The 25,654-nt window shown below is 69.7% G+C and carries 19 protein-coding genes; 12 read left to right on the forward strand and 7 right to left on the reverse strand.

From position 1 onward, the window contains the following. Positions 1-74: 74 nt before the first annotated feature. Positions 75-1,466 carry a class II 3-deoxy-7-phosphoheptulonate synthase gene (locus EJ913_RS01450; RefSeq protein ID WP_126994118.1) on the reverse strand — a complete coding sequence of 464 codons (1,392 nt, stop codon included), beginning with the start codon at positions 1,464-1,466 and terminating at the stop codon, positions 75-77. Between the two features lie 229 nt (positions 1,467-1,695). On the opposite strand from EJ913_RS01450, the gene EJ913_RS01455 reads away from it, so the two are divergent. After that, positions 1,696-3,051, forward strand: coding sequence for an AmpG family muropeptide MFS transporter (locus EJ913_RS01455; RefSeq protein WP_126994120.1), 1,356 nt, complete (start codon positions 1,696-1,698; stop codon positions 3,049-3,051). A 130-nt stretch (positions 3,052-3,181) separates the two neighbouring features. Here the strand turns inward: EJ913_RS01455 and EJ913_RS01460 are convergent, their stop codons facing one another. From EJ913_RS01460 to EJ913_RS01475, 4 genes are all read right to left on the reverse strand, one after another. Next, positions 3,182-3,784: a hypothetical protein gene (locus EJ913_RS01460; protein WP_126994122.1), complete on the reverse strand. Its 603-nt coding sequence runs from the start codon at positions 3,782-3,784 to the stop codon at positions 3,182-3,184. A 193-nt stretch (positions 3,785-3,977) separates the two neighbouring features. Further along, complete coding sequence (locus EJ913_RS01465; protein ID WP_126994124.1) at positions 3,978-4,445, reverse strand: Dps family protein; 468 nt, start codon at positions 4,443-4,445, stop codon at positions 3,978-3,980. A gap of 118 nt (positions 4,446-4,563) precedes the next feature. Beyond that, a complete protein-coding gene (locus EJ913_RS01470; protein WP_126994126.1) occupies positions 4,564-6,276 on the reverse strand; it encodes a methyl-accepting chemotaxis protein in 1,713 nt (570 codons plus the stop codon). A gap of 32 nt (positions 6,277-6,308) precedes the next feature. Then, positions 6,309-6,773, reverse strand: coding sequence for a cache domain-containing protein (locus tag EJ913_RS01475; protein WP_126994128.1), 465 nt, complete (start codon positions 6,771-6,773; stop codon positions 6,309-6,311). Between the two features lie 566 nt (positions 6,774-7,339). Between EJ913_RS01475 and EJ913_RS01480 the strand changes: the two genes are divergently transcribed. Next, the gene (locus EJ913_RS01480) at positions 7,340-9,379 is read left to right on the forward strand and encodes an elongation factor G (RefSeq protein WP_126994130.1); all 2,040 of its coding nucleotides are present in this window, start codon (positions 7,340-7,342) and stop codon (positions 9,377-9,379) included. 144 nt (positions 9,380-9,523) lie between these two features. Then, the gene (locus tag EJ913_RS01485; protein WP_126994132.1) at positions 9,524-9,730 is read left to right on the forward strand and encodes a TOBE domain-containing protein; all 207 of its coding nucleotides are present in this window, start codon (positions 9,524-9,526) and stop codon (positions 9,728-9,730) included. A 94-nt stretch (positions 9,731-9,824) separates the two neighbouring features. Here the strand turns inward: EJ913_RS01485 and EJ913_RS01490 are convergent, their stop codons facing one another. Then, positions 9,825-11,030, reverse strand: coding sequence for an aspartate transaminase (locus tag EJ913_RS01490; RefSeq protein ID WP_126994134.1), 1,206 nt, complete (start codon positions 11,028-11,030; stop codon positions 9,825-9,827). A 345-nt stretch (positions 11,031-11,375) separates the two neighbouring features. Here EJ913_RS01490 and EJ913_RS01495 point away from each other — a divergent pair, with 345 nt between their 5' ends. The 9 genes from EJ913_RS01495 (at position 11,376) to EJ913_RS01535 (ending at position 23,487) form a co-directional block, all read left to right on the forward strand. Beyond that, on the forward strand, positions 11,376-11,807 hold the full coding sequence (locus EJ913_RS01495) for a c-type cytochrome (protein ID WP_126994136.1): 432 nt from the start codon (positions 11,376-11,378) through the stop codon (positions 11,805-11,807). 377 nt (positions 11,808-12,184) lie between these two features. Next, on the forward strand, positions 12,185-14,452 hold the full coding sequence (locus EJ913_RS01500) for a GumC family protein (protein WP_126994138.1): 2,268 nt from the start codon (positions 12,185-12,187) through the stop codon (positions 14,450-14,452). Positions 14,453-14,632: 180 nt separating this feature from the next. Beyond that, a complete protein-coding gene (locus tag EJ913_RS01505) occupies positions 14,633-16,078 on the forward strand; it encodes a flippase (RefSeq protein WP_126994140.1) in 1,446 nt (481 codons plus the stop codon). 277 nt (positions 16,079-16,355) lie between these two features. Continuing rightward, positions 16,356-17,711: a nucleotide sugar dehydrogenase gene (locus EJ913_RS01510; protein WP_126994142.1), complete on the forward strand. Its 1,356-nt coding sequence runs from the start codon at positions 16,356-16,358 to the stop codon at positions 17,709-17,711. 10 nt (positions 17,712-17,721) lie between these two features. Beyond that, complete coding sequence (locus EJ913_RS01515) at positions 17,722-18,720, forward strand: NAD-dependent epimerase/dehydratase family protein (RefSeq protein WP_126994144.1); 999 nt, start codon at positions 17,722-17,724, stop codon at positions 18,718-18,720. A gap of 171 nt (positions 18,721-18,891) precedes the next feature. Continuing rightward, entirely contained in the window at positions 18,892-19,875 is a 984-nt protein-coding gene (locus EJ913_RS01520; RefSeq protein ID WP_126994146.1) for a GDP-L-fucose synthase family protein, read from the forward strand. 4 nt (positions 19,876-19,879) lie between these two features. Beyond that, positions 19,880-21,127 carry a glycosyltransferase family 4 protein gene (locus EJ913_RS01525; protein ID WP_126994148.1) on the forward strand — a complete coding sequence of 416 codons (1,248 nt, stop codon included), beginning with the start codon at positions 19,880-19,882 and terminating at the stop codon, positions 21,125-21,127. Positions 21,128-21,130: 3 nt separating this feature from the next. After that, complete coding sequence (locus tag EJ913_RS01530; RefSeq protein WP_126994150.1) at positions 21,131-22,342, forward strand: glycosyltransferase; 1,212 nt, start codon at positions 21,131-21,133, stop codon at positions 22,340-22,342. Then, complete coding sequence (locus tag EJ913_RS01535; RefSeq protein WP_126994152.1) at positions 22,342-23,487, forward strand: glycosyltransferase family 4 protein; 1,146 nt, start codon at positions 22,342-22,344, stop codon at positions 23,485-23,487. Before EJ913_RS01530 ends, EJ913_RS01535 begins: the two co-directional genes overlap by 1 nt. 142 nt (positions 23,488-23,629) lie before the next feature. On the opposite strand, the gene EJ913_RS01540 is transcribed toward EJ913_RS01535, so the two are convergent. After that, entirely contained in the window at positions 23,630-25,495 is a 1,866-nt protein-coding gene (locus tag EJ913_RS01540) for a right-handed parallel beta-helix repeat-containing protein (RefSeq protein WP_126994154.1), read from the reverse strand. Positions 25,496-25,654: the final 159 nt, after the last annotated feature.

A 25,654-nucleotide genomic window follows, 5' to 3' on the forward strand; every position in this document is an offset into this window, starting at 1 on the left:
TCCTCAAAGACCTCAAAATCACCTGGGGAGAAGGGCAGCTCAGCGCCTTGGGTGCACCCTGCCCGACCCCGGTCTCATTCCGCCGCGGCGCTCGCGCGGCGCTGACCGTCACGGGTGTTGCGGGCGCGCTTCAGCTCGCCGGCCAGCAGGAACGCCAGCTCCAGCGACTGGCTGGCGTTCAGGCGCGGGTCGCAGGCGGTGTGGTAGCGCTGCGCCAGCTTGTGGTCGGTGATCGCTTGGGCGCCGCCGGTGCACTCCGTCACGTCCTGGCCGGTCAGCTCGAAATGGACGCCACCGGCATGCGTGCCCTCGGCCTGGTGCACGTCGAAGAAGCCGCGCGCCTCGGCCAGCACCTTCTCCACCGGACGGGTTTTGTAGCCGGTGGTCGACTTGATCGTGTTGCCGTGCATCGGGTCGCAGGACCACACCACCGTGCGGCCCTCGCGCTGGACCTTGCGCAGCAGCGGCGGGAACCTGTCCGCCACCTTCTCCGCGCCCATGCGGACGATCAGGGTCAGGCGTCCGGCCTCGTTGGTCGGATTCAGGATGTCGATCAGGCGGATCAGCTCGTCCGGGTCGGTGGTCGGGCCGCATTTCAGGCCGATCGGATTCTTCACCCCGCGCAGGAACTCGACATGCGCGCCGTCGAGCTGGCGGGTGCGGTCGCCGATCCACAGCATGTGGGCCGACACGTCGTACCAGTCACCGCTGGTGCTGTCGACGCGGGTCAGCGCCTGCTCGAAGGGCAGCAGCAGAGCCTCGTGGCTGGTGAAGAAGTCGGTCTCGCGGATCTGCGGAGTCGTCTCCGCCGTGATGCCGCAGGCGGCCATGAAGGCCAGCGTCTCGTCCAGGCGGTTGGCGAGTTCCTGGAAATGCTCGCCGGCCGGGGAGCGCTCGACGAAGCCCAGCGTCCACTGGTGGACCTTGTGCAGATCGGCGTAGCCGCCCTGGGCGAAGGCGCGCAGCAGGTTCAGCGTGGACGCCGCCTGGGTGTAGGCCTGCATCATGCGTTCGGGATCGGGAACGCGGGCGTCGGGCGTGAAGTCGAAGCCGTTGACGATGTCACCCCGGTAGGAGGGCAGCTCGACGCCGTCGATCTCCTCCATGTCGGCCGAGCGCGGCTTGGCGAACTGCCCGGCCATGCGGCCGACCTTGACCACCGGGATGCCGGCGCCGAAGGTCAGCACGACCGCCATCTGCAACAGCACGCGGAAGGTGTCGCGGATGTTGTTGGGGTGGAACTCGGCGAAGCTCTCGGCGCAGTCGCCGCCCTGCAACAGGAAGGCGTTGCCGGCGGCGGCGTCGGCCAGCTTGGCCTTCAGCCGGCGGGCCTCGCCGGCGAAGACCAGCGGCGGATAGGCGGAGAGTCGCTGCTCGACCGCCTCGACCTTCGCGGGGTCGGGGTAGGTCGGCAACTGCTTGGCCGGTTTCGCTCTCCAACTGGCGGGTGTCCAACGCTCGACCATGACGCCCCTGCTCTTCCTTGCCGAATGAATAGAATGGCGATTGGGCCATCGAACCATGGCCCGTCCCAACGGACCCCCTCTATAGCCCGATTCGCAGCAACTTTTCCACAGTTTCGGGGGGCGTCCTGGCAATGCTTCGCGTGTCGGCAGCCAAAAAAAGCCCACTGGCACGGTGCGGCCGCCCGTCCTATACACGCCGGTATGCAGGGCATCCGGAAGGCCATCGCCAATGAAACCATCCTCTTGGCTGTCGTCCTGGCGTGAGGCGGCGTCGGTCTATTTCGACCGACGGGTGCTGGCGATCCTGTTCCTTGGCTTCTCCGAAGGGTTGCCGCTGGCGCTGACGGGGGCGACGCTGAACGTCTGGCTGCGCGAGGAAGGCGTCAGCAAGACCGGCATTGGTCTGTTCGCGCTGGTCACCATGCCCTACGCGCTGAAATTCCTGTGGGCGCCGCTGATCGACCGGATGCGGTTGCCGGTGATGACGCGCGTGTTCGGGCGGCGGCGTGGCTGGGCGCTGACGGCGCAAGCGGCGCTGGCGGCGGCGCTGCTGGGCCTGGGCGGCACCGATCCGGGGATCGAGCTGTGGTGGACCGCCCTGCTCGCCGTGATCGTCGCCTTCTGCTCGGCCAGCCAGGACATCGTCGTCGATGCCTTCCGCGTCGAGGTGCTGGACGAGAGCCGGCAGGCGGCTGGCGCGGCGGTGCTGGTGCTGGGCTACCGCTTCGGCATGCTGGCGGCGGGGGCGGGGGCGCTCTACATCGCGGATTTTTACGGCTGGCGCGCCGCTTACGAGGCCATGGCGGCGCTGGTGCTGGTCGGCATGGTGACGATCCTGCTGAACCGCGAGCCCAAGACGGTCGAATCGGCGGACTCCGCCGCGCACGAGCGGCGCGTCGCCGACTGGCTGGCCGCCCGCCCCCATCTGTCCGGCCGCATGGCAAGGCTGCTGTCCTGGCTTTACGGCGCGGTGGTGGCGCCCTTCGCGCAGTTCATGGGCCGTCGGGGCTGGATCCTGATCCTGGGCTTCATCGCCACCTACAAGCTGGGCGAGGTGCTGGCCGGTGTGATGTCGGCGCCCTTCTACGTCGATCTCGGCTTCACCAAGAGCGAGATCGCGACGGTCACCAAGCTGTTCGGACTGTGGGCGACGATCGCCGGGGGCCTGCTCGGCGGGCTGCTGGTCGGGCGGGTCGGGGTGCTGCGTGGCCTGATGATCGGCGGGGTGTTGCAGATGGTGTCCAACCTCGGCTACGTCGCGCTGGCCTGGACCGGGCACGATTTGACGATGCTGGCGGTCACGGTGGCGGTCGACAACGCCTGCGGCGGCGTCGCCACGGCGGCCTTCGTCGCCTATCTGTCGGGGCTGTGCAACGCCGCCTACACCGCGACGCAATACGCGCTCCTGTCGAGCTTCTACAAGCTGGGCGGCGATGTGTTCGGCGCGTCGTCGGGCTGGCTGGCCGACAAGATGGACTGGGTCAGCTTCTTCCTGCTGTCGATGGCGGGATCGCTGCCGGCGCTGGTCCTGCTGACCCGGCTGATGGGGCGGCAGCGGCGGGAAGCGGTGGCAGCGGCGGAGTAGCGGGGGCGTTTGCCCCCATCCCGGCCTTCCCCCGCGGGTCGGGGGAAGGGGGACAGGAGCTTTGTCGGGGTTCAAGGGCGCTCCCCTCCTCCGCCCGGCGGGGGAGGCAGGATGGGGAAAAGCGCCTTTCCTACCGCCGGACCATCGGCGCCAGATCCTTGCGGATGCCCGCGTCCAACCGCGCGTTCAGGTCTTCCACCATCCGGCGGGTGATGTCGAGGAAGGTCGCCTCGCGCTCGCCCAGCGCGATGTTTTCCGGCACGGTCGTCGAATAGGTGACGGTCGCCTTGGTCATCCCCCGGAACGCGGCGGTGCCCACCCCGGCGTCGGGAACGTCGCCCGTCACCTCGACCTCGATGCGGCCGTCGTAGCGCTGGGCCTGATCGGTGGTGAAATAGCCCTTCACGCCCTGCGTCTTGGGCAGCGGCACCTCGACGATGCTGGCGTCTTTGATGGTGACGCGCACGCGGCCGGAGCCGCCCGCCGCCTGGAGCCGTTCCGACGCCCAGCGCCGCACCGCCTCGGCGGGCGGGACGGCGGAACGGTCCTCGACATGGGTCCCGCCCAGCGGACGGTAAGCGTTCACCACGTCGACGCTGCCGGCGTTCAGCACGATCGGGCCGAAATTGGAAAAGTCGATGGGCCGGGGGGCCGGGCGCGGCGGCGTGCTCTGGCAGGCGGACAGGGCGAAGACGGCCAGACCGGCGGCGAGAACGAGACGGCGGGGCGGCATGAAAACTCCGTGGCGCGAAACGGGGATGCGGAACGCTGAGTCGAGGAAACGAGACCAGAGGAAAGGCCGGCTCGACCCGTCCGGCAACGCCGAAAACACCACAAGGGGCACCCTTCCCTGCGCCCGGTCGGGCGAAGGACGGTGTCCCCGGTGGAGGCTCCGGCGGCCGGCGCGGAGCCGACGAAGCTTCAGGCTATTCCAGCAGGCTGCGCAGCATCCAGGCGGTCTTCTCGTGGATCTGCAGGCGCTGGGTCAGCAGATCGGCGGTCGGCTCGTCGGCGGCCTTCTCGGCGGCCGGGAACACGGCGCGGATGGTGCGGGCGGCGGCCTCGTGCCCCTCGACCAATTGACGGATCATGTCGTTCGCCTTGGGAACGCCCGCCTCTTCCTTGATCGAGGCCAGTTCGGCGAACTGCGAGAAGCTGCCCGGCGCCGGGTGGCCCAGCGCGCGGATGCGCTCCGCGATCTCGTCCAGCGCGGTCCACAGCTCGGTGTACTGCGTCATGAACATGGTGTGGAGGGTGTTGAACATGGGACCCGTCACGTTCCAGTGGAACGAATGGGTCTTCAGATAGAGCGCGAAGGTGTCGGCCAGAACCTTGTTCAGCCCTTCGGTGATCGCCTTGCGGTCGGCGTCAGAAATCCCGATGTCGATCTTCATGGGTTGAGATCCTTCTTGTCGCTCCGGGATGATCGTCCCGGGCCTGTTGTCCCGGGACAAGAGCTTGGGCGTAGGCTCGGCCGGTTTCAAGCGTCTGCGACGGATGTTCGCACGCGGATCAGCCTTGACGCAGGCGCCCGATGAAGCTCTTCACCTCCTGGCTCAGGACGGCGGCCTGACCGTCCAGCAACTCGGCGGCGCGCAGCACCGCGCCGGCGGCGGCCCCGGTTTCCCCGGCGCTGGCCGAAACGTCGGCGATGGTGTGCGAGACCTCGGCCGTCCCGGCGGCGGCCTCCTGCACGTTGCGGGCGATGTCCTGGGTGGCGGAAGCCTGCTGCGCCATCGAGCCGGCGATGGAGCCGACGATCTCGTCGATGGTCACCACCGTCTCGCCCACCCCCTTGATCGCCGTCACCGCCGACCCGGTCACCTGCTGCATGGCGGCGATCTGGGCGCCGATGTCCTCGGTGGCCTTGGCGGTCTGGGTGGCGAGGTTCTTCACCTCCGACGCCACCACGGCGAAGCCCTTGCCGGCCTCCCCCGCCCGCGCCGCCTCGATGGTGGCGTTGAGCGCCAGCAGGTTGGTCTGGGCCGCGATGGAGTTGATCAGCCCGACGATCTCGCCGATCCGTCCGGCCGCGTCGGACAGGCCGACGACGTGGCCGTTGGTCTCTTCCACCGCCCGCACGGCGTCCCGCACCATCTCGAAGGAACGGCGGACCTGGGCGCCGATCTCCGCGATGGAGGACGACATCTGATCCGTCGCGGCGGCGGCGGTCTGCACGCTCATGCCGGCCTGCTGGCTGGCGGCGGCGACGGTGGCGGCCTGCCGGGTGGCGCTGTCGGCGCGCTCCAGCATGCCGGCGGCGTTGCCGCGCACCTGATGGGCGCCGGCCCCGACCCGTTGCACCACCTCGGACACGCGGGCCTCGAACAGGTCGGCCAGTTCGTGGATGGCGCGGCGCTTCTCCGCCTCGGCCTCGGCCTTCTGGCGGGCTTGGTCGGCGGTCAGGCGCTCGACCTCGCGGGCGTTGGTCTGGAAGACCTCCAGGGCGCGGGCCATGGCGCCGATCTCGTTCCGCATCCAGCCGCCCTCGACCGCGCCGTGCAGTTGCCCGGCGGCGAGGTCGGTGGTGGTCCGCGTCAACCGCTGCAACGGCCGCGTGATCGAACGCGCCAACACCAGCCCGCCCGCCATCATGCCCAGCAGCAGCAGCGCCATCACCGCCGCGAAGCGCAGCCTGGCATCGGCCGCCGCGTCGCGGGTCGCCTGGGTCGCCTCGGCGGTCGAGCCGGCGATGGCCTGCTGGACGGCGGCGATGCGGTCGGTCAGCGCTTTGAACCGCTCGTCGGTGTGGGCCATCATCGGGATGCCGATCAACCGGTCGATGGCGGCCATCTGGTTCATCTCGTCCACCGCCTTGGCGTAGGCGTCGACCCGCGCGGTCACGTCGTCGAGCATGCCGCGCTCGGCGTCGGTCAGCGGCATCGCCCGCAGGTCGCCGATCAGCCCGCGCCCGACCGCCAGATTGGCGGCAATCGAGTCGCGCATCGCCTGGAGCTTGGCGTCCTCGATGCCCGATCCCGACAGCGCCAGATGGCGCGACACGTCGCTGTGGATCGCCGAGGCGACGGCGACCAGCCGGTCGATCCGCTCGCGCCGCTCGGCGGCGGAGCGGTGGATCCCGTCCACCGCCGTCACCGCCCGCTCCGACTGGCGGTCGGCCAGCGCCAGCGCCGCCACGGTCAGCACGATCCCCATCAGGGGCGCCACGAACACACGCGCCGCCACCGACGCGCCGGTCAGGCGCGCGAAGACACCACCGCTCATCACCACCCCCATGTTGCCGGCCGGATGGGCCGTTACTTGTAGATGCCGACGTAGGCGACGAGATCCTGACCGGGAACCCGCTTCACGTAGGTGACCTTCGGTTCGATCTTGTTGGTCGCCGGGTTCAGCCAGCGGTACTCGACCCAGCCCTCGCCCGCGCCCTTGGCGACGGCCAGCACGTCCTGAACCACGAAGCGGCCGTCCGGGTCCTTCACGTTGATGACGCTCTGCCCGACCCCGGCCGGACGCGGCGGGTAGACCTTCCACACCCCGGCGAAATCGACGACGTTGACGTAGAGTTCGCCGCGCTTGTACTCGCCCTCGGCGTTGAAGCTGGTGGCGGCCTCGTCCAACCCCTTGGCGGCGATCAGCTCGGCGGCCTTGAGGGTGATCGCCTTGGCCTCTTCCTGGGTCGGCTTTGCGGTCTGGGCCAAGACGGCTCCGGCGATCCCAACGGTGAAAAGGCCGGCCAGCAGCAAACGGATCCATCGACGCATCAGTGCTTTTCCCCAAATTTCGCGGCGCGATCCCGAATCGGTCCGACGCCCGCTCTTGTTGATTTCCGTCTCGCGCCGCAGCGGGAAAGATTAATTCCGACAATCTTTACTACCAGAAGGTTTCAGGATTTTGTCGCGCGCATTTCGGAACCGTCACGCTGCATTGCACTCCGACAACACGTACCCGTCCGGCGCATTTGACGAAAAATCCACGGAATCAAGACGTTTGCGCTGGAAGACACCGGCAGCCCCGGTCAAGCCGGCGCGCAGCGACCGAACGTCGCAACCCTGCGATGCGTCATCCCCCACCGCGCGGCATCCTGCCGCCTTTTTTCCCATCGACACGAAATCGGTTCGGGAGGAGCATCAAGGGCATGCGGGCCTTCCTCCGGCCCCGGAACGGCCGCTTTCCGGCCCTTCCCCCGCCGCCGCCAGAGCCCGCCCGATCATTCGCGTCGACGACACGACGAAACGGGCCGCCGCGCGGCCACCGCCTGCGGATTTCCGTCCAGAACGGCCCGATCCGGCGGCGCGCGGGGGCAGAAACGCAAAACGGGAGGTGTTGCATGCCCCACAGCCAAATCCGGACCGCACGCTGCGCTGCGCTGGTCGGCCCCTATCTCTCCGGCAAGACGACGCTGCTGGAAAGCCTGCTGTCCGCCACGGGCACCATCGCCCGCAAGGGAAGCGTGCGCGACGGCAACGCCGTCGGCGACACCGCGCCCGAGGCCAAGGCCCGCAAGATGAGCACGGAGGTCAACGCCGCCTCCTTCGAGTATCTGGGCGAACGCTGGTCGATCCTCGACTGCCCCGGCTCGGTGGAGTTGGCCTGCGAGAGCTGGAACGCGCTGATGGCCGCCGACCTCGCCGTCGTGGTGGCGGAGGCGGCGCCGGAGAAGGCGGTGCTGCTGGCCCCGCTGTTCAAGATGCTCGACGACCACCGCATCCCGCACCTCCTGTTCATCAACAAGATCGACACGCTGGGCGAGCAGCGGGTGCGCGATGTGGTCACCGCCTATCAGGCGGTCTCGGCCCGGAAGCTGGTGCTGCGCGCGGTGCCGATCCGCGAGAAGGGCGTGGTCACCGGGCTGGTCGATCTGGTCAGCGAGCGCGCCTACCGCTTCAACCCGCACAAGCCCGCCAACCTCGTGGCCCTGCCCGAGTCCTTGCGCGACCACGAAGCCGAGGCGCGGCAGGCGCTGCTGGAATCGGTGGCCGATTTCGACGACGGGCTGCTGGAGACGCTGCTGGAGGACGTCGCCCCCGACAGCGGCGAGGTCTACGACACCATGGTGCGGGAGTTGGCCGACGACCTGATCGTCCCGGTCCTCTTCGGCTCGGCGGAGAACGACAACGGGGTGCGCCGGCTGCTGAAGGCCCTGCGCCACGAGGGGCCGGAGGTGACGGTGACCGCCGCCCGTGCCGACATCCCACCGGATGCGGCGGTCGCGGTGCAGGTGATCAAGACGCAGACCGGATCCCACGCCGGCAAGCTGAGCCTCGCGCGGGTGTGGCGCGGCACCGTGACCGACGGCATGGCGCTGGGCGGCGAGCGGGTGTCCGGCATCTTCCGCCTGTTCGGGCACGAGCAGACCAAGCTGCCCCAGGCCTCGGCCGGCGATCTGGTGGCGCTGGGCCGGCTCGACCGGGCGGCGACCGGCGACCGCTTGACCGAGAAGGCCAACCTCGGCCGCCCCGCCGGCTGGCCGGAGCGTCCCGCTCCGGTCCATGGGCTGGCGCTGCACGCCGAGAACCGCAACGACGAGGTGAAGCTCTCCGCCGCCATGCAGAAGCTGATGGAGGAGGATCCGGCCCTGACGCTCGACGCCGCGCCCGACACCGGCGAGCTGGTGCTGTGGGGCCAGGGCGACATCCATCTGCGCATCGCCATGGACCGGCTGCGCAGCAAGTTCAACGTCGCGGTCAAGGGGAGGGCGCCGCAGGTGCCCTACCAGGAGACCATCCGCCGCGCCACCACCCACCACGCCCGCCACAAGCGCCAGACCGGCGGCCACGGCCAGTTCGCCGACATCCAGGTGGAGATCCGCCCGCTGCCGCGCGGCGAGGGCATCCGCTTCGAGGACGCGGTGGTCGGCGGCGCGATCCCGCGCCAGTACATCCCGGCGGTCGAGGCCGGCATCCGCGAGGCGGCGGCGCGCGGGCCGCTGGGCTTCCCGGTGGTGGATTTCGCGGTGACGCTGACCGGCGGGCAGTTCCACGCGGTGGACAGCTCCGACATGGCGTTCAAGACGGTGGCCCGTCAGGCGATGGCCGACGCCCTGCCCGCCTGCGAGCCGGTGCTGCTGGAGCCGATCCTGACGGTGACCGTCGCGGTGCCGGCTGAGTTCACGCCGAAGGTCCAGCGTCTGGTCACAGGGCGGCGCGGCCAGTTGCTGGGCTTCGACGCGCGCCCTGGCTGGGCCGGCTGGGACGAGGTGAAGGCCCTGCTGCCCCAGGCCGAGATGCAGGACCTGATCGTGGAGCTGCGGTCGCTGTCGCTGGGAGTCGGCACCTACACCTGGGAGTTCGAGCGCTTGCAGGAGGTCGCCGGCAAGGCCGCCGACCGCGCCGTCGAGATCCGCCGCGAGGTCCTGGCCGCGCAGTGAAAATCCGCCCCCGTCCTTGCCCGCGACACGGGCAAGGACGGCGCTGGGCGCTATTCCCGTTTATACATAAAGAAATTATGGTTATTCTACTCCGGCCGCCTTCCCGCGGCTCAACGCATCCCGATTTCCAGAGGAAAAACAATCATGAAGCTCAGCGCCCGCAACCAGCTGAAGGGTACCGTCACCGCCGTGGAGAAAGGGCCGGTGTCGTCCAAGGTGAAGATCGACGTGGGCGGCGGCACCATCATCACCTCGACCGTCACCTCGGAGACCGTCGATGAACTGGGTCTGGCCGTCGGCGACAGCGTCACCGCCATCGTCAAGGCGTCGGACGTGCTGATCGGCAAGTAAGGCCGCATCCTCACGCGATGAGCGCAAACGGAAAAAGGGCCGGCGCTCAGCACGCCGGCCCTTCTCTTTTCCCGTCAGCGAAACCGCCGGACGGTCAGTCCCGCAGGTTGCCGCAGGCGCGCTGGATGCGCTTGCAGGCTTCTTCCAGGGCTTCCGTCGAGGTCGCGTAGGAGATGCGGAAATGCGGGGCGAGGCCGAAGGCCGAACCCTGGACGACCGCGACGCCTTCCGACTCCAGCAGGTAGGTGACGAAATCCTCGTCGCTCCCGATCACCTTGCCGTCCGGAGTCGTCTTGCCGATCGTGCCCGCGCAGGACGGGTACACGTAGAAGGCGCCTTCCGGCTTCGGGCAGCTCAGGCCCTTGGCCTGGTTCAGCATCGACACGACCAGATCGCGGCGGCCACGGAAGACCTCCGCGCGCTCCTTGATGAAGTCCTGCGGACCGTTCAGCGCCTCGACGGCGGCGGCCTGGGCGATGGAGGTCGGGTTGGAGGTCGACTGGCTCTGGATCACGCCGATGGCCTTGATCAGATCCTTCGGACCACCGGCGTAGCCGATGCGCCAGCCGGTCATCGCGTAGGACTTCGACACACCGTTCACCGTCAGCGTGCGGTCGTACAGCGACGGCTCGACCTGGGCCGGGGTGACGAACTCCAGGCCGTCGTACAGCAGGTGCTCGTACATATCGTCGGTCATGACCCAGACATGCGGGTGCTTCACCAGCACGTCGGTCAGCGCCTTCATCTCGGCGCGCGTGTAGGCGGCGCCCGACGGGTTCGACGGCGAGTTCAGGATCAGCCACTTGGTCTTCGGCGTGATCGCCTTCTCCAGGTCGGCAGGCTGCAGCTTGAAGCCCTGCTCGGCCGGGCAGGAGACCGACACCGGGGTGCCTTCCGCCAATTCGACCATGTCCGGGTAGCTGACCCAGTAGGGGGCCGGGATGATGACCTCGTCGCCGGGGTTCAACGTCGCCATCAGGGCGTTGTACAGCACCTGCTTGCCGCCGACGCCGACCGTGATCTGGTCGGGCGTGTAGGTCAGGCCGTTCTCGCGCTCGAACTTGGCGCAGATCGCCTTCTTCAGCGCGGGCGTGCCGTCGACGGCGGTGTATTTGGTGTCGCCGCTCTCGATCGCCTTGATCGCGGCGGCCTTGATGTTGTCGGGGGTGTCGAAGTCCGGCTCGCCGGCACCCAGGCCGATGACGTCGCGACCGGCCGCTTTCAGCTCGCGGGCTTTGTTGGTCACGGCGATGGTCGGCGACGGCTTGATGCGGGACAGGCGGGACGCGATGATCGACATGGCGATGGGCCCCCTCAGGGCAGTGGTGGCGTGACGGATGGACGCCCGGCGCGCAGGGTTGCGCGCGAGACGCGGGACCTTACTTCCGCTCCATCGGCGTTGCAAGACCGAGAGGGCCGCTTTCCGCAGGGTGGAGCGCCACGGCCACGCCCGGTCCCGCCACCTCCGGTGCCGGCGCGGAGCGGTGGCGGAACAATTTCCAGGCACCAGTCACCTGTTCGTTTCCCGTGAAAATAAAAAAAGGCGGATTCGTTTCGCCAAACCGGGGTTTGTTGACAGAGAGCGCGGCCCCATGTGTAACGTCCCCGCCGGGGGCTTCACCAAAAGAGGGGTTCAGGAACCGACATGCTTTCCCGCATCGTGATCGCGGCGACCGCCGCGCTCGTTCTGACCGGCGGCGTCGCCTTGGCGCAGCAGGACGTCATCAAGGCCCGCCAGGACGGCTTCAGCGACTACAAGAAGGCGATGGGCGAGATCAAGGACGCGCTGGGCAAGGACCAGCTCGCCGCCATCGTCCCGGTCGGCCAGCGCATCGAGGCTTTCGCCGCCAAGATCCCCGGCCTGTTCCCGCCCGGCTCCGACAAGGGCAAGACCGGCGCCAAGGAAGTCATCTGGGCCAACTTCTCCGACTTCACCATCAAGGCCAAGGGCGCGGAGACCGCCGGCAAGGCGCTGGCCGACGCCGCCGCGACCGGCGACAAGGCCGCCACCGGCCAAGCCTTCGCGGCGCTCGCCGACGCCTGCAAGGCCTGCCACCAGCGCTACCGCGCGGACTGATCGCGGCATCGCGCCTCGATCCGACGATCATTCCATCTCATGGCCGGGCCTTGTCCCGGCCATGATTCTGTCCGCCCCGCCCCTCCCTACTTTCGAGCGGGTAACGCCCCTGTCCGTCCGGACATACCCCTTCGCGCCATGGACAGACGAAACGGCCAGTCCGCACCCGACCGGGGCAGGAAGGCTACCCTAGCCGCGCTCGTTGCTCACCTCATGCACTGAGCGGCCTATGCAACGGCTGGCCTAACACTGCGTTTCAGGCAACCGGACGAACCGCCGACCCTGTCCGCAGGGCGTCGGGCGAATGGCCGATGCTATGGCCCCGCCTCGTCCCATCCGTTGCCGCGCCCGTTGGCCGATACGCGAGGAGGATCCCGTTGGCGACCCAGGAAATCCAGGAACAGCCACCTCACAAGGGCGGGCGGCGCAGCGTCGGTCCCGTCTCCTACGACCTGTCCGCCAGCGCCGCCAGCGCGGTGCGGCGCACCACCGGCCTGTTCCGGCGGCACAAGCTGCTGATCGGGACGGTGGTCGTGCTGGGCACCGGGCTGGCCGGGCTGGTGGCGATGCGGATGACCCCGCTCTACACCGCCGAGACGCTCATCATGGTGGAGCATCGCAAGAACACCGTCCTGAACTTCCAGGAGGTGATGTCCGAGATGACCCCCGACATCAGCGCCCTGCAAAGCGAGGTGGCGATCCTGAAATCGCCGGCCTTCGCCGAAAAGGTCGTCGCCCGCCTGGGCCTGATGAACGACCCCGAGTTCAACGCCACCCTGCGCCCGGAGCCGACCGGCTTCTGGGCCGCGCTCAACCCGCGCAACTGGATTCCCGCCTCGTGGATGGAGTCCCTGCGCGGCACCCGCAGCGACCTGCCGCTGTCGCCGGAGGAGACCGCCCGCAACCAGACCACCGCCGTGGTCAACGCCGTGCTGGACAACGTCGCGGTGCGGCCGCAGGGGCGCTCCTACGTGATTGCCGTCAGCTTCGACAGCGAGGACCCGCGCAAGGCCTCGCTGGTCGCCAACACCATGGCGGAGCTGTACCTCGTCGACCAGCTCGACGAGAAGTTCAAGGCGTCCAAGCGCGCCACCGCCTGGCTGGAGGAGCGCATCGGCGAGCTGCGGCGCGAGGCCCAGACCACCGGCGACGCGGTCGAGAAGTACCGCGCGCAGAGCGGTCTGACCGCGTCGAGCGGCGAGAACACCGTGGTGTCGCAGCAGTTGGGCGCGCTCAACACCGATTACATGCTGGCCCGCACCAAGCGGCAGGAGGCCGAGGCGCGCCTGCGCGAGGTGACGGCGCTGGCCGCCTCTCCACGCGGCGTGTCGGCGGTCGGCGAGGTGCTGGGGTCGCCGCTGATCCAGGCACTGCGCCAGCAGGAGGTCGAGCTGCAACGGCGCATCGCCGACGCGGCCAACCGCTACGGCTCCCGCCACCCGGCCCTGCAATCGCTGAACAGCGAGCTGCGCGACCTCCAGAGCCAGATGAAGGCCGACGTCGCCAAGGTCGTCGCAAACCTCGGCAACGAGGTGGAACTGGCCAAGAGCCGCGAGGCCGGGCTGAAGAGCAGCCTCGACCAGCTGGAGGCCAAGCAGAACGAGCAGCAGCAGTCCACCGTCGGCCTGCGCACGCTGGAACGCGACGCCAGCACCGCCCAGGCGATGTACGAGGCGCTGCTGACCCGCTCGCAGGAGATCGCCTCGCAGGGGAACATCCAGCAGCCCGACGCGCGGGTGGTGTCGCAGGCGGGCATCCCGCTCGACCCCTCGCAGCCCAACCGCAAGATCATCGTGCTGCTGGCGCTGATCGCGTCGGGCACGCTGGGCGTGCTGCTGGCGATGCTGCGCGAGCGGTCGGACGGCGGCTTCCGCAGCCCGCACCAGTTCGAGACGGCGACCGGCATCCGCAGCCTCGGCATCGTCCCGCGCATCCCGCGCTTCGGCGGCTCGCCGGCCTCCTACGCGGTGGACAAGCCGGTGTCGGCCTTCGCCGAATCGATGCAGAACCTGCGCACCTCGCTGCTGCTCGCCAACCCGGACGGGCACCAGCGGGTGATTCTGTTCAGCTCCTCGGTGCCCGGCGAGGGCAAAAGTTCGGTGGCTGCCGCCTTCGCCCGCACCTGTGCCAACGCCGGCCAGCGCACCATCCTGATCGACTGCGATCTGCGGCGCAAAAGCCTGCACGACATGCTGGGCCTGACCAACGCGCGCGGCCTGTCGGAGGTGCTGGCCGGCACCTGCACCCCCGACGAGGTCATCCAGACGGATCCCCGGACGGGGTTGGCCTTTATTGCCGGGGGTCACGGCACCACCCTGCCGCAGGACATGCTGGGCTCGTCGCGTATGCATCAGTTGTTGGCGCGGCTGTCGCGGGAGTACGACCGCGTGGTGCTCGACTCGCCGCCGGTGCTGGCGGTGTCGGAAGGCAAGCTGCTGGCGGCGCTCGCCGACCAGACGGTGTTCATCGTCCGGTGGGGCCAGACCAAGCGGGGAACCGCGATGGCCGGGCTGAAGGAGCTGGTCGAGGCGGGAGGCGAGGTGGTCGGCGTGCTGTTCAGCCAGGTCGATACCCGCCGCCACGCCCAGTACGAGTTCCCCGACAGCGGGCGCTACCACGGCTACCGCCGCTACTACGCGAACTGACTTTCCCTCTCCCGCCCCGGGAGAGGGAAGGGGCCCATGCGCCAGCATGGGAAGGGTGAGGGGCTATCGGGGCACGGATTCGTACCACGCCCGTTAGCCCCTCACCCTCTCCGCTTCGCGGGTCCCCTCCCTCTCCCGGGGCGGGAGAGGGCCTTGGCTTCACCACCCGAAAGCCCTCGCATGACCGCTGGACGCCGCATTTTCCAGAACATCCGGGCGTTGGCCGCCGCCAAGGCCGCGACGATGGCGAGCGGACTCGTCACCGCCGCCTGGACCGCCCGCGTGCTGGGACCGGACAGCTTTGGGGTGCTGGGTTTCGGCACCTCGCTGATGGCCTACGCGGCGCTGTTCGTGAACCTCGGCCTCTCCACCTACGCGATCCGCGAGATCGCGCGCGACCGCGAGCAGGCCGGGCCGCTGTCCGAGCATGTGCTGACGCTGCGCACCGTGCTGGCGGTGATCGTCGGCGCGCTCTACGCCGCCTTCGTGCTGGCGCTCGACAAGCCGATGGCGGTCAAGGCGGTGCTGCTGATGCAGGCGGTCCAGCTGCTCGGCAACGCGCTGGTGCTCGACTTCGTCTATCAGGCGACCGAGCGGATGGGCGTCATCGCGACGCGCGAGATCGGCACCTCCATCGGCTCCATGCTGCTGGTCTTCCTGCTGGTGCGCGGGCCCGAGGACGCGATCCTCGCCGCCGCCATCACCGGCGGGTCGATCACCGTCAACGCGCTGGTCATGATCGGCCGCTTCCGCCGCGACTTCGGATCCTTGCGCCCGCGCATCGACTTGAAAATCTGGCGCGAGATCCTGACCGCCGCCGCCCCGATGGCGGTCGGCGTCTTCGCCTGGGCGATCTTCACCCATCTCGACGTCGTAATGCTGGGCTTCATGGCGCCGCACACGGAGGTCGGCTGGTACAGCGCGGCGGTCAAGATCCAGACGCTGGCCAACCTCGCCGGCAACATCGTGATGAACGCCTTCCTGCCGCAGCTCGCCGCCGCCTACGGCGACCTCGACCAGATGCGCGAGCGGATGCGCGCCTACGCCACCGTGATGCTGACCGTCGGCGCGCTGGTGGTGGCGGGCGGGGTGGCGCTGGCACCGGCGATCCTGGCGACGCTGTTCGGCGACGCCTACGACCCGGCGGCGCTGCCACTGCGCATCCTGATGGTGGCCTCGGCCGTCGTCTACGCGAACATGATCCTCGGCAACCCGCTGCTCGTCTGGCACCGGCAGACCGGCTACATGATCGCCATGCTGTCGGGCGGCGTGCTGAACGCGCTGCTGAACGTCTGGTGGATTCCCCGCTACGGCATCCAGGGCGCCGCCATGGCGACGTTGACCGCCGAGCTGGCCGCCACGCTGGCCATCGCCTGGCTCCACCGGCGGGTGGTGGGCGAGCTGTACGGCGGGCTCGCCGCGAAGGCCGTGCTGTGCGGCGGGCTGGCCGTCGCCGCGGGGCTGATCCTGCACAGGGTCGCGGCGCCGCTGCTGAACAAGGCCCCGGCCATCGCCGATTTCCTGAGCGGAAGCGTCGCGGTGGTCGGCGTGTTCGCGGCGGCGACGCTGCTGACCGGGCTGGTGCGACCAACGCGATTACGCCGCCTGACGGGAGTCACCGTTTGACCCGGAACTCCCCGTTCGATCGTAACGCTTCGTCATCCCAAGCATTCATTCGTGCGTTGCGGGGAGTAACCCCAATAAACCCCCGCAGTGCAGCAATCATAGGCTTTTCAGGTCACTACGATTTCTGGAACACTTTGCTCGGCGCAATGTTCGATGAGGGATGGCTTCGACCGAATGGCGGAGCGCCGGCCCCAAACGATTTCGACAAGCCACGCCTTTTCTTCCCCGAATTCGGTTTCCCGCAATGGCGGGCCCTCCAGCAACGGCAGGAGCCACGATGCTTCCCAAGACTTTCTCCGACCGCAACGTCTGCGTCCTCGGACTCGGCTATGTCGGGCTGACGCTCGCCGTGGCGATGGCGGACGCCGGGTTCCAGGTGCACGGGGTCGAGGTGCGCCGCGACGTGCTCGACAAGCTGGGCCAGGGCGACCCGCATTTCCACGAACCCGGCCTGACCGAGAAGCTGCGCCACGTCGTGGCGCGCGGCCGCTTCACCTTCAGCCAGACCCACGCCGATTGCGGGAAGGCCAGCGTCTTCATCATCACGGTCGGCACGCCGCTGGCCAAGGACGGCCGGGTCCGCACCGACATGATCGAGGCCGCGACCCGGCAGGTCGCCGCCTGCCTGCACGACGGCGACCTCGTGATCCTGCGCTCCACCGTGAAGCTGGGGACCACCCGCAACGTCGTGGCGCCGATCCTGCGCGCCACCGGCAAGCAGTTCGACATCGCCTTCTGCCCCGAGCGCACGCTGGAGGGGCAGGCGCTGATCGAGCTGAACCAGCTGCCGCAGATCATCGGGGCGGAGAGCCTGGACGTGGCGACCCGCGCCGCGCAGATCTTCGGCTTCCTGACGCCGACGACGGTCAAGGTCTCGACGCTGGAGACGGCGGAGCTGATCAAGCTGGTGGACAACACCTACCGCGACGTGACCTTCGCCTTCTCCAACGAGATCGCCAAGCTGTGCAACGCCATGGAGATCTCGGCGGTCGAGGTGTCGCGCGCCGGCAAGCTGGGCTACCCGCGCACCAACCTGCCGCTGCCCGGCCCGGTCGGCGGTCCCTGCCTGGAGAAGGACCCCCACATCCTGATCGAGGCGGCGCGCGAGGCCGGGGTCGAGATGGCGATCACCGCCGCCGGCCGCCGCGTCAACGAGGCGCAGCCCGTCGAGGTCGCCGATTTCCTCGGGCAGTTGGCGAAGTCCATGCAAGGCTTCCCGGCCGAACCGACCATCAGCCTGATGGGCCTCGCCTTCAAGGGCCGCCCGGCGACCGACGACCTGCGCGGCACCATGGCCAAGCCGATGCTGGAGGAGTTGCGCCAGCGCTTCCCCACCGCCCGGCTGCGCGGCTTCGACGCGGTGGTGCGCCCCGACGACATCCGCAGCTTCGGGCTGGAGCCGGCGGCCAACATGGCCGAGGCCGTGAAGGGCGCCAACCTCGCCGTCATCCTGAACAACCACCCGGTCTTCACCTCCATGCCGCTGCCCGATCTGGCGGGGCGGATGGACCGGCCGGGGGTGATCTACGACTTCTGGAACAACTTCAACAGCCGCGACGTCGACCTGCCGGAAGGCACCGCCTACGTCGCGCTGGGCAGCCATGGCGCCGCGCGCTACGCGCATGTGGCCTGAGGGGAACGGCATGAAACACTATCTCGTCACCGGCGGCAGCGGCTTCATCGGCGCGGCGCTGGTCCAGCGGCTGGTCAAGGACGGCCACAAGGTCCGCGTGCTCGACGACAACTCGCGCGGCCACACCGGGCGGCTCGAAGGCGTGCTCGACGACGTGGAGTTCGTCCAGGGCGACATCCGCGACGGGGGCGCGGTGAACGACGCGGTGCGGGGCGTGGACGGCGTGCTGCATCTGGCCGCCGTCAACGGCACCAAGCATTTCTACCAGAAGCCGGAGGTCGTGCTGGACGTCGGCGTGCGCGGCATGCTGAACGTGCTGGACGCCTGCCGGGCCAACGGGGTCGGCGATCTGGTCGTCGCCTCCTCGTCCGAGGCCTACCAGACTCCGCCGGCCGTGCCGACGCCCGAGGAGGTGCCGCTGGTCGTGCCCGACGTGCTGAACGCGCGCTACAGCTACGGCGGCTCGAAGCTGATCTCGGAGCTGCTGGCGGTCAACTGGGGCCGCACCGGCTTCGACCGGGTGGCGATCTTCCGGCCGCACAACGTCTACGGCGCCGACATGGGATGGGACCACGTCATTCCCGAATTCGTCCGGCGCGGGGTGGAGGCGGTGGACGCCAGCCCCGGCAACGGGCGGATCGCCTTCCCGATCCAGGGCGACGGCCGCCAGACCCGCGCCTTCGTCCACATCGACGACGCCGTCGACGGCATCGTCGCGGTGATCGAGCGCGGCGCGCATCTGGGCATCTACCACATCGGCAACCCGGAGGAGGTCTCCATCGCCGACCTCGCCCGGCGGACGCTGGCCTGCCTCGGCCGCGAGGCGGAGATTGTCCCCGGCCCGGCCGCTCCCGGCGGCACCGACCGGCGCAGCCCCGACATCGCCAAGCTGACCGCGCTGGGCTTCGCGCCGCGCATACCGTTGGCGCAGGGGCTGCCGGGGGTGGTCGACTGGTACGCCGCGCGGACGAGGGCGGATGCCGGGCGCTTCGGGCAGGCGGCGGAGTAGGCGGACCGCTGCCCCCTCCCCATCCCTCCTCCGCCTCCGGCGGGAGAGGAGGCCGGATCCTTGACGGGGTTCGGCGGAGTTCCCTCTCCCGCGCAGCGGGGGAGGGTTAGGGAGGGGGCCCGGACGCTCATCCACCAAAGCACCAACACACGCATACAGGAGACGGCGCGCATGGACCGCAACAGCCGCATTTTCGTCGCCGGCCATCGGGGCCTCGTCGGCTCGGCCATCGTGCGGCAACTGGCGGAGACGGGGTACACCGACCTCGTGCTCCGCGACCGCTCGCAGCTCGACCTCACCGACCAAGCCGCCGTGCGCGCCTTCTTCGACCGCGAGGAGATCGCCTACGTCATCATCGCCGCCGCGAAGGTCGGCGGCATCCTCGCCAACGAACGTTGCGGGGCGGACTTCATCCGCGACAACCTGCTGATCCAGACCAACGTCATCGACGCCGCGTGGCGGGCGGGCGTCAAGAAGCTGCTGTTCCTCGGCTCCTCCTGCCTCTATCCCAAGCACGCCGAGCAGCCGATCAAGGAGGAGGCGCTGCTGTCCGGCCCGATGGAGCCGAGCAACAAGCCCTACGCCGTCGCCAAGATCGCCGGCATCACCATGTGCCAAGCCTACCGCAAGCAGTACGGCTTCAACGCGATCTGCGCGATGCCGTCGAACCTCTACGGCCCCGGCGACCATTTCGAGCCGGAGACCTCGCACGCCCTGCCCGGCATGATCCGCCGCTTCCACGACGCCAAGATGGCGGGCGACCCGACGGTGACGCTGTGGGGCACCGGCACGCCGCGCCGCGAGTTCCTCTACGTCGACGACATGGCCGACGCCTGTCTGCACCTGATGGAGCGTTACGACGGCGAGGACATCGTCAACGTCGGCCCCGGCGAGGACATCGCCATCGGCGATCTGGCCGGCATGATCCGCGAGACGGTCGGTTATCCCGGCACGCTCGGCCACGACCTGGACAAGCCCGACGGCCACCCGCGCAAGCTGATGGACGTGTCGCGCCTCTTCGCGACCGGCTGGCGCCCCAAAATCGGGCTGCCCGAGGGGCTGCAACGGACCTACGAGTGGTTCCTGAAGAACGCCGCGCCGCCCGCACCCGCTCAGCCCGCCCCGGCCCAGCCCATCAGCCACGCGGCGGAGTGACACCATGCCCGACGATTCGTCCCTCCTCCGCGCACCGCGCCACACCGCGGCGGCGGTGCCGCCCAAGCTGTTGCTGGTCGCCCAGAGCTACTGGCCGGAACCGGCGGGCAGCGCGCCGATGATGACCGACCTCGCCACCGCCTTCGCGGCGGCGGGCTGCGACACCACGGTGCTGACCGCCCGGCCCAACTATCCGGGCAGCCGCGTCTACGACGGCTACGAAGGCGGCGAACAAGACCGAACCGTCGTGGATGGGGTGCGGATCGAGCGGCTGACCACCATCCCGCCGGCCGGCGGCGGACTGAAGGCGCGGCTGCTGCACGAGGGGGTGCTGCACGCCGGCTTCGCCTCGGCGCTGGCGCGCGGCCGGGTCGGCAAACACGCGGCGGTGCTGTCGCTCTGCCCGTCGATCCTCAGCGTCGCCATGGCCGACCGCTTCACCGCCCCCGGCGGGCGGCACGTTGCCATCGTCCACGACATCCAGTCCGGCTTGGCCGGGGCGCTCGGCATGGGCGGCAAGGCGGCGGTGCGGGCGATCCGCGCCATGGAGCGCGCGGCGCTGAACCGCGCCGACGCCATCGTCGTGCTGTCGGAGCCGATGCGCGCGGTGCTGCGCAACCTGGGCGTCACCCGCCCGATCACCGTCATCCCGCCGCACGTCGACGCCGACGCGGTGCACCCCCTGCCCCGCCCCGACCAGCCGCCGACGGCGCTCTACAGCGGCGCCTTCGCCCGCAAGCAGGGGCTGGAGCAGGTGCTGGTGATGGCCCGCCATCTGGCGGGGCTGATGCCGGACGCCCGCGTCCTGCTGCGCGGCCAGGGCGGGCTGGAGGAGGAGCTGAAGGCGCAGGCCCAGGCCATGGCCCTGACCAACGTCCAGTTCTCACCCCTGGCCCCCAAGGAGCGGCTGAACGAGGCGCTGGCCGAGGGCGACGTCCACCTCGTGCCCCAGCGGCCGGAGGGCGCGGCCTTCGCCATGCCCGGCAAGGCGGTGACGATCCTGGCCGCCGGCCGCCCCTTCGTCAGCACCTGCCTGCCCGGCTCCGCCCTGGCGGTGCTGGAGGCGGAGATCGGTGCGTTCCTCTGCACGCCGCCCGAGGACCCGATGGCAATGGCGCAGGGCGTGGCCCGGCTGCTCGCCGATCCGGCCCGCGCCACCGCGATGGGCCGCCGGGGCCGCGCCTGGGTCGAGGGCAACGCCACCCGCTCGGTGGCGCTCGACCGCTACGCAACCCTTCTCACCGGAGATTGAGTCATGACGAAGCCCGCACTCGTCTTCAGTTGGGAAATGTTCGGTCCCTACCACATGGACCGGCTGGAGGCGGTCGGCCGCCGGCTCGGCCACCTCTACGACGTGGTCGGGCTGGAGGTCGGGTCGAAGTCGCACACCTACGCCTGGGATTCGACCGGCAGCGGGCAGAATTTCCGCAAGATCACGCTGTTCCCCGGCCAGTCCAAGGCCGACCTGTCGAAGCTGACGGTCTACCGCGCCCTGCTGCGGGCCTGCCGCGAGGTGGACGCGCGTTACGTCTTCCTCTGCCATTACGAGGATCCGGACGTGCTGGCGCTGGCGACGACGATGCGCCTGATGGGCCGCAAGGTCATCAACATGAACGCGTCCAAATACGACGACAAGCCACGCGTCCTATGGCGGGAGCTGGTCAAGAGCGTCTTCTACGCTCCTTATCAGGCCGGCATCGGCGGCAGCCACCGCACGGTGGACTATTTCCGCCTGCTGGGTCTGCCCAAGGACCGGCTGTTCATCGGCTACGACACGCTGTCGCTCGACCGCATCCGCCGCCTGTCCGGCATGGAGCCGGCGCCGGGCGGCGTGCCTTTCGCCGAGCGCCATTTCACCATCATCGCCCGCTTCGTGCCCAAGAAGAACCTGTTCCGCGCGGTCGAGGCCTACGACACCTACCGCCGTCTGGCCGGCGACGCGGCACGCCCGCTGCACCTGTGCGGCTCCGGCCCGCTGGAGGCCGAACTGCGCGCCGAGGTGACCAAGCGCGGGCTGGACGAACTGATCGTCTTCCGGGGCTTCCTTCAGGAAAAGGGCATCGCCGAGACGCTGGGTTCCACGCTCTGCCTGCTGCTGCCCTCGCTGGAGGAGCAGTTCGGGCTGGTGGTCAACGAGGCGCTGGCGATGGGCGTGCCGACCATATTGTCCGACCAGTGCGGCGCCCGCGACGTGCTGATCCGCAGCGGCCTCAACGGCCACATCGTCGAACCCGACAACCCGGAGGGGTTGGCCCGCTACATGCTGTCGGTCGCGTCCGACGAAGGGGAATGGCGACGGCTGAGCCTGAACGGGCGTCCTTTCCAAGCCTTGGCCGACGCGAGCTTCTTCGCGGAGTCGGTGGAAAAGGCGGTGGCCGCGCTGGGCGGTCCCAAAAGCGAAATCGTGACCGAACGCGAACGCCAAGCCCCGCCTTCCGACCGGGCGCTCAGCGGGAGTCAAGGGTGATGGACCGCAATCGCCTCCCCCACGTGGTCGTGTCGGGCCGGCTGCCGCCGCCCGTGGACGGCATGAGCCGGGTCACCGCCCTGGTGCTCGACCGGCTGACCGAACGGCTGCGCGGACGCGGCGGCGTCGAGGTCGCCGATCTGTCGCCGGGCTGGAACGGCGGCGGCTTCGGCTATCACCGGCGCAAGATCGGCCGGGTGCTGGGCGCCATGGGGCGGCTGGCCGGCGGGCTCCGGCGTGCGGACCGGCGTTTCTACATGCCGGTCGACGCCGGCTGGGGCGCTTTGTACACGGCGGCCTTGGCCGGGACGGCTCGCCTGTTCGGCTACGAGCGGACCCTGCACCATCACTCCTTCGCCCCCATCGCCAAGCCGACGTGGCGGATGCGGCTGCTGACCCGGATCGCCGGGGCGGATTGCACCCACGTGCTGCTCTGCCCGGCCATGCAACTGCGCTTCCAGCGCACCTACCCGGCGGCGCGGACCTGCATGACCATGTCCAACGCCATCTTCACGCCCCCAGCCTCGGAGCCCCGTCCGTCGCACGGCGGACCGCTGCGGATCGGCCATCTGTCGAACCTGTGCGACGACAAGGGGCTCGGCACGCTGTTCACCCTGCTGCGCCACCTCCAGTTGGCCGGAGTCGACGCCAAGCTGGTGCTGGCTGGGCCGGGGCTGGACCAACGCGACAATGCGATGATCGCCGCCGGGCTGATGGCCTTCGACGGCGCCGTCGAGTATCGCGGCCCGGTCAGCGGAGCCGACAAGGCGGTCTTCTACCGCGACATCGACGTCTTTGTATTCCCCACCCGCTACCGCAACGAGGCGCAGCCTTTGGTCCTGTTCGAGGCGATGGCGGCCGGTGTGCCGGTCGTGGCGCATGAACGGGGCTGCATCGGCTCCGACATCCCGCGCGACGGTCTGGTGACGCAGGACGGCGATTTCGTCGCGGCGGCGCTGCCGATCCTGAGCGCCTGGGACGCTGATCGCGCGGCGTTGAAGGAAGCGTCCGAACAGGCGCTGACCCGCGCCCGCGTCGCCTTCGAGGCCGGGCGTTCGGGGTTGGACGCGCTGCTGGACCGTATCGCCGGACCGCTTCCGGTCCCGGCGGCGGCCGTCCGGGCAAAGCGCCGGGTGGCGGGATGAGGGTTCGCTCCGGATTGCCCCCACCCTAATCTTCCCCCGCGGGGCGGAGGAGGAGATTGTCGCTGAACGCCGTCAAAGCTCCTGTCCCCCTCCCCTGCCCAGCCGGGGTGGGGGCAACCACAGCAACACCTCCCCACACTCCTCACCGCAACCCCTCCGGCCCGATCCGCTCCCACGGCAGGTCGGGAATCCCCTGGCGCCGCGCCGCCGAATCCGCCCGCAGCCGGAAATCCCCCTTGGGGGCGTCCATCAGCGACCCGCCAGCCCGTTCCGTCACCGTGCCCTCGACCCGATACTCCCCTCCGGACAGGCTGTTGACGACTTGGTCCTTGCCGGTCACCCCCTCGACGAGGTTGCCGCTCGCCAGATTGTCGCGCATCTGCCCGGCCTTGCCGGCGTTGGGCACCCATTCCAGCCGCAGGAAGCGGTCCTTCGGGTCGGTCAGCACGGCGATGTTGTTGCGCACCCGGTTGCCGTCGCCGCCATGCAGGAAGATCGCGGCCATGCCGGTGTTCTCCAGCGCGTTGCCCTCCACCGTCACCCCGTTGGTCAGGTCGTCGAGGTAGATGCCGAACCCCTTGTAGCGCGTCAACCATTTGCCGGACGCGTCGGTGGCGACGCCGCCGGTGTCGCGGATGTCGTTGAAGCGGATGGCCGTGCGCGTGTCGATGTCGCTGCGCCCCAGCGTCTCGATGGCGCCGGCGTCGGCGGTCTGGCGGGCGGTGTCGCGGATGCGGTTGTACTCGATGGTGTTGTCGCTGTTCTGGGTCTGCGGGTTCCAGTTCTTGATCGAGATGGCGTAGCGCGCGGCGTGGCGGATGTCGTTGTGGGCGATCAGGGTGTTTTTCACCCCCGCCGCCATCACCCCGCCGCCGAAGAAACGCACCTCGCCGATGTTCATGATCCGGTTGCCGAGGATGCGGTTGCCGTCGCTGCTGGGCATCAGCGTCACCCCGGAGCGGCCGAGATGGTCCATCCGGTTGCCGGAAACCTCGCTGCGGTCCGCCCCATCCAGCGTGATGGCCGTGCCCACCAGCGCGAAGCGGTTCCCGGCGATCCGGTGCCCGCCGCCGTCCTTCAGTAGGATAGCCGTGCCGTCCTGCGGCACGTCGGCGAAGCCTACCCCCTCCACGGTCAGGTTCGTGGCTCCATCGGCGCGAATCAGCGTGCCGAGCCGCGCCACCACCAATTCGCCCCGCCCGTCCTCGCGTCCCGCCGGGGGGCGGACCAGCAGCCGCTTGGCCTTGGCGTCCCAGGCGAACTGGCCGGAACGTTTCAGGAAATCGGGATGTCCGAGCAGCCGCACGGTCGAGCCGTCGCGGTAGGGATACTGCCCGTCCCGGTCGAAGGTCAGCACGCCGCGCGGGTCGGCGGAGGCCACGCCGAGCAGGTCGTCCGACAGCCGCTCGCGGTCGAGCGCCTGGGCGCGCACCCCCGGCCCGGCCCACTCGGGGCGCAGCGTGCCGGGCGGCAAGGCGAGGCGGCGCTTGCTGCCGGGGCTATCGGGGCCGTCCTTGACCGCCCGCGCCAGGAACCAGCCGCTGCGCACAGGGTCGGCGGGGTCGAAGGGACCGCTGCGCGCGGCGTCGAGCCGCGCTCCGGCCAGCGCCACGTCCAATCCCGGATCGCGCGCCAGCGGCGCCGACAGCACGCCCGAGCCGTCCACCGAAGCGCCGCCGACCGCCTCGCCGCCCGACAGCACCGGCTCTTCCCGCTGGTAGGCGGCGATGCGCAGGCCGGACAGGCCCGAGCCGACGACCAAGGTCTCGTCCAGCCGGTAGGTCCCGCCGCGCAGCCGAATCGTCTTCGGCCCGCCGCGCCGCGCCTCGTCCAGCGCGCGGGCCGGGGTGGCGAAGGGGCCGTCGCGCCCGTCCGGCGCCGGATCGGCCAGCCGGCCCGACCAGCGGTCGCTGCCCTGCGGCGAGACGTAGCTTTCCGGCTCCGCCGCGTGGACCGGAGCGGCCAGCCAGAGCAGCGCGGCCAGCGCCAGAAACAGCCGAGGCGCCATGGGACCTCTCCCGAACAGCAAAGAATGGGCGGCAAGGAGGGGAGAGACTGGACCATCCTCCCGAAGGCACGCAAAAGCGCGAAGGGAGTGACACGGGTGCGAAGGGCGCACACCCTCTGCCCCGCTCCCCCTCCGGACCTCGGCGTATAGGCTGGCCGT

Origin of the sequence: Azospirillum doebereinerae (genome assembly GCF_003989665.1) — a bacterium.
Classification (GTDB): domain Bacteria; phylum Pseudomonadota; class Alphaproteobacteria; order Azospirillales; family Azospirillaceae; genus Azospirillum; species Azospirillum doebereinerae.

What these genes read in the sequence shown, in the direction of transcription:
- EJ913_RS01450 (WP_126994118.1), bottom strand. Translation starts at nt 1,466, where the DNA reads ATGGTCGAGCGTTGGACACCCGCCAGTTGGAGAGCGAAACCGGCCAAG.
- EJ913_RS01455 (WP_126994120.1), top strand. Translation starts at nt 1,696, where the DNA reads ATGAAACCATCCTCTTGGCTGTCGTCCTGGCGTGAGGCGGCGTCGGTC.
- EJ913_RS01460 (WP_126994122.1), bottom strand. Translation starts at nt 3,784, where the DNA reads ATGCCGCCCCGCCGTCTCGTTCTCGCCGCCGGTCTGGCCGTCTTCGCC.
- EJ913_RS01465 (WP_126994124.1), bottom strand. Translation starts at nt 4,445, where the DNA reads ATGAAGATCGACATCGGGATTTCTGACGCCGACCGCAAGGCGATCACC.
- EJ913_RS01470 (WP_126994126.1), bottom strand. Translation starts at nt 6,276, where the DNA reads ATGAGCGGTGGTGTCTTCGCGCGCCTGACCGGCGCGTCGGTGGCGGCG.
- EJ913_RS01475 (WP_126994128.1), bottom strand. Translation starts at nt 6,773, where the DNA reads ATGCGTCGATGGATCCGTTTGCTGCTGGCCGGCCTTTTCACCGTTGGG.
- EJ913_RS01480 (WP_126994130.1), top strand. Translation starts at nt 7,340, where the DNA reads ATGCCCCACAGCCAAATCCGGACCGCACGCTGCGCTGCGCTGGTCGGC.
- EJ913_RS01485 (WP_126994132.1), top strand. Translation starts at nt 9,524, where the DNA reads ATGAAGCTCAGCGCCCGCAACCAGCTGAAGGGTACCGTCACCGCCGTG.
- EJ913_RS01490 (WP_126994134.1), bottom strand. Translation starts at nt 11,030, where the DNA reads ATGTCGATCATCGCGTCCCGCCTGTCCCGCATCAAGCCGTCGCCGACC.
- EJ913_RS01495 (WP_126994136.1), top strand. Translation starts at nt 11,376, where the DNA reads ATGCTTTCCCGCATCGTGATCGCGGCGACCGCCGCGCTCGTTCTGACC.
- EJ913_RS01505 (WP_126994140.1), top strand. Translation starts at nt 14,633, where the DNA reads ATGACCGCTGGACGCCGCATTTTCCAGAACATCCGGGCGTTGGCCGCC.
- EJ913_RS01510 (WP_126994142.1), top strand. Translation starts at nt 16,356, where the DNA reads ATGCTTCCCAAGACTTTCTCCGACCGCAACGTCTGCGTCCTCGGACTC.
- EJ913_RS01515 (WP_126994144.1), top strand. Translation starts at nt 17,722, where the DNA reads ATGAAACACTATCTCGTCACCGGCGGCAGCGGCTTCATCGGCGCGGCG.
- EJ913_RS01520 (WP_126994146.1), top strand. Translation starts at nt 18,892, where the DNA reads ATGGACCGCAACAGCCGCATTTTCGTCGCCGGCCATCGGGGCCTCGTC.
- EJ913_RS01525 (WP_126994148.1), top strand. Translation starts at nt 19,880, where the DNA reads ATGCCCGACGATTCGTCCCTCCTCCGCGCACCGCGCCACACCGCGGCG.
- EJ913_RS01530 (WP_126994150.1), top strand. Translation starts at nt 21,131, where the DNA reads ATGACGAAGCCCGCACTCGTCTTCAGTTGGGAAATGTTCGGTCCCTAC.
- EJ913_RS01535 (WP_126994152.1), top strand. Translation starts at nt 22,342, where the DNA reads ATGGACCGCAATCGCCTCCCCCACGTGGTCGTGTCGGGCCGGCTGCCG.
- EJ913_RS01540 (WP_126994154.1), bottom strand. Translation starts at nt 25,495, where the DNA reads ATGGCGCCTCGGCTGTTTCTGGCGCTGGCCGCGCTGCTCTGGCTGGCC.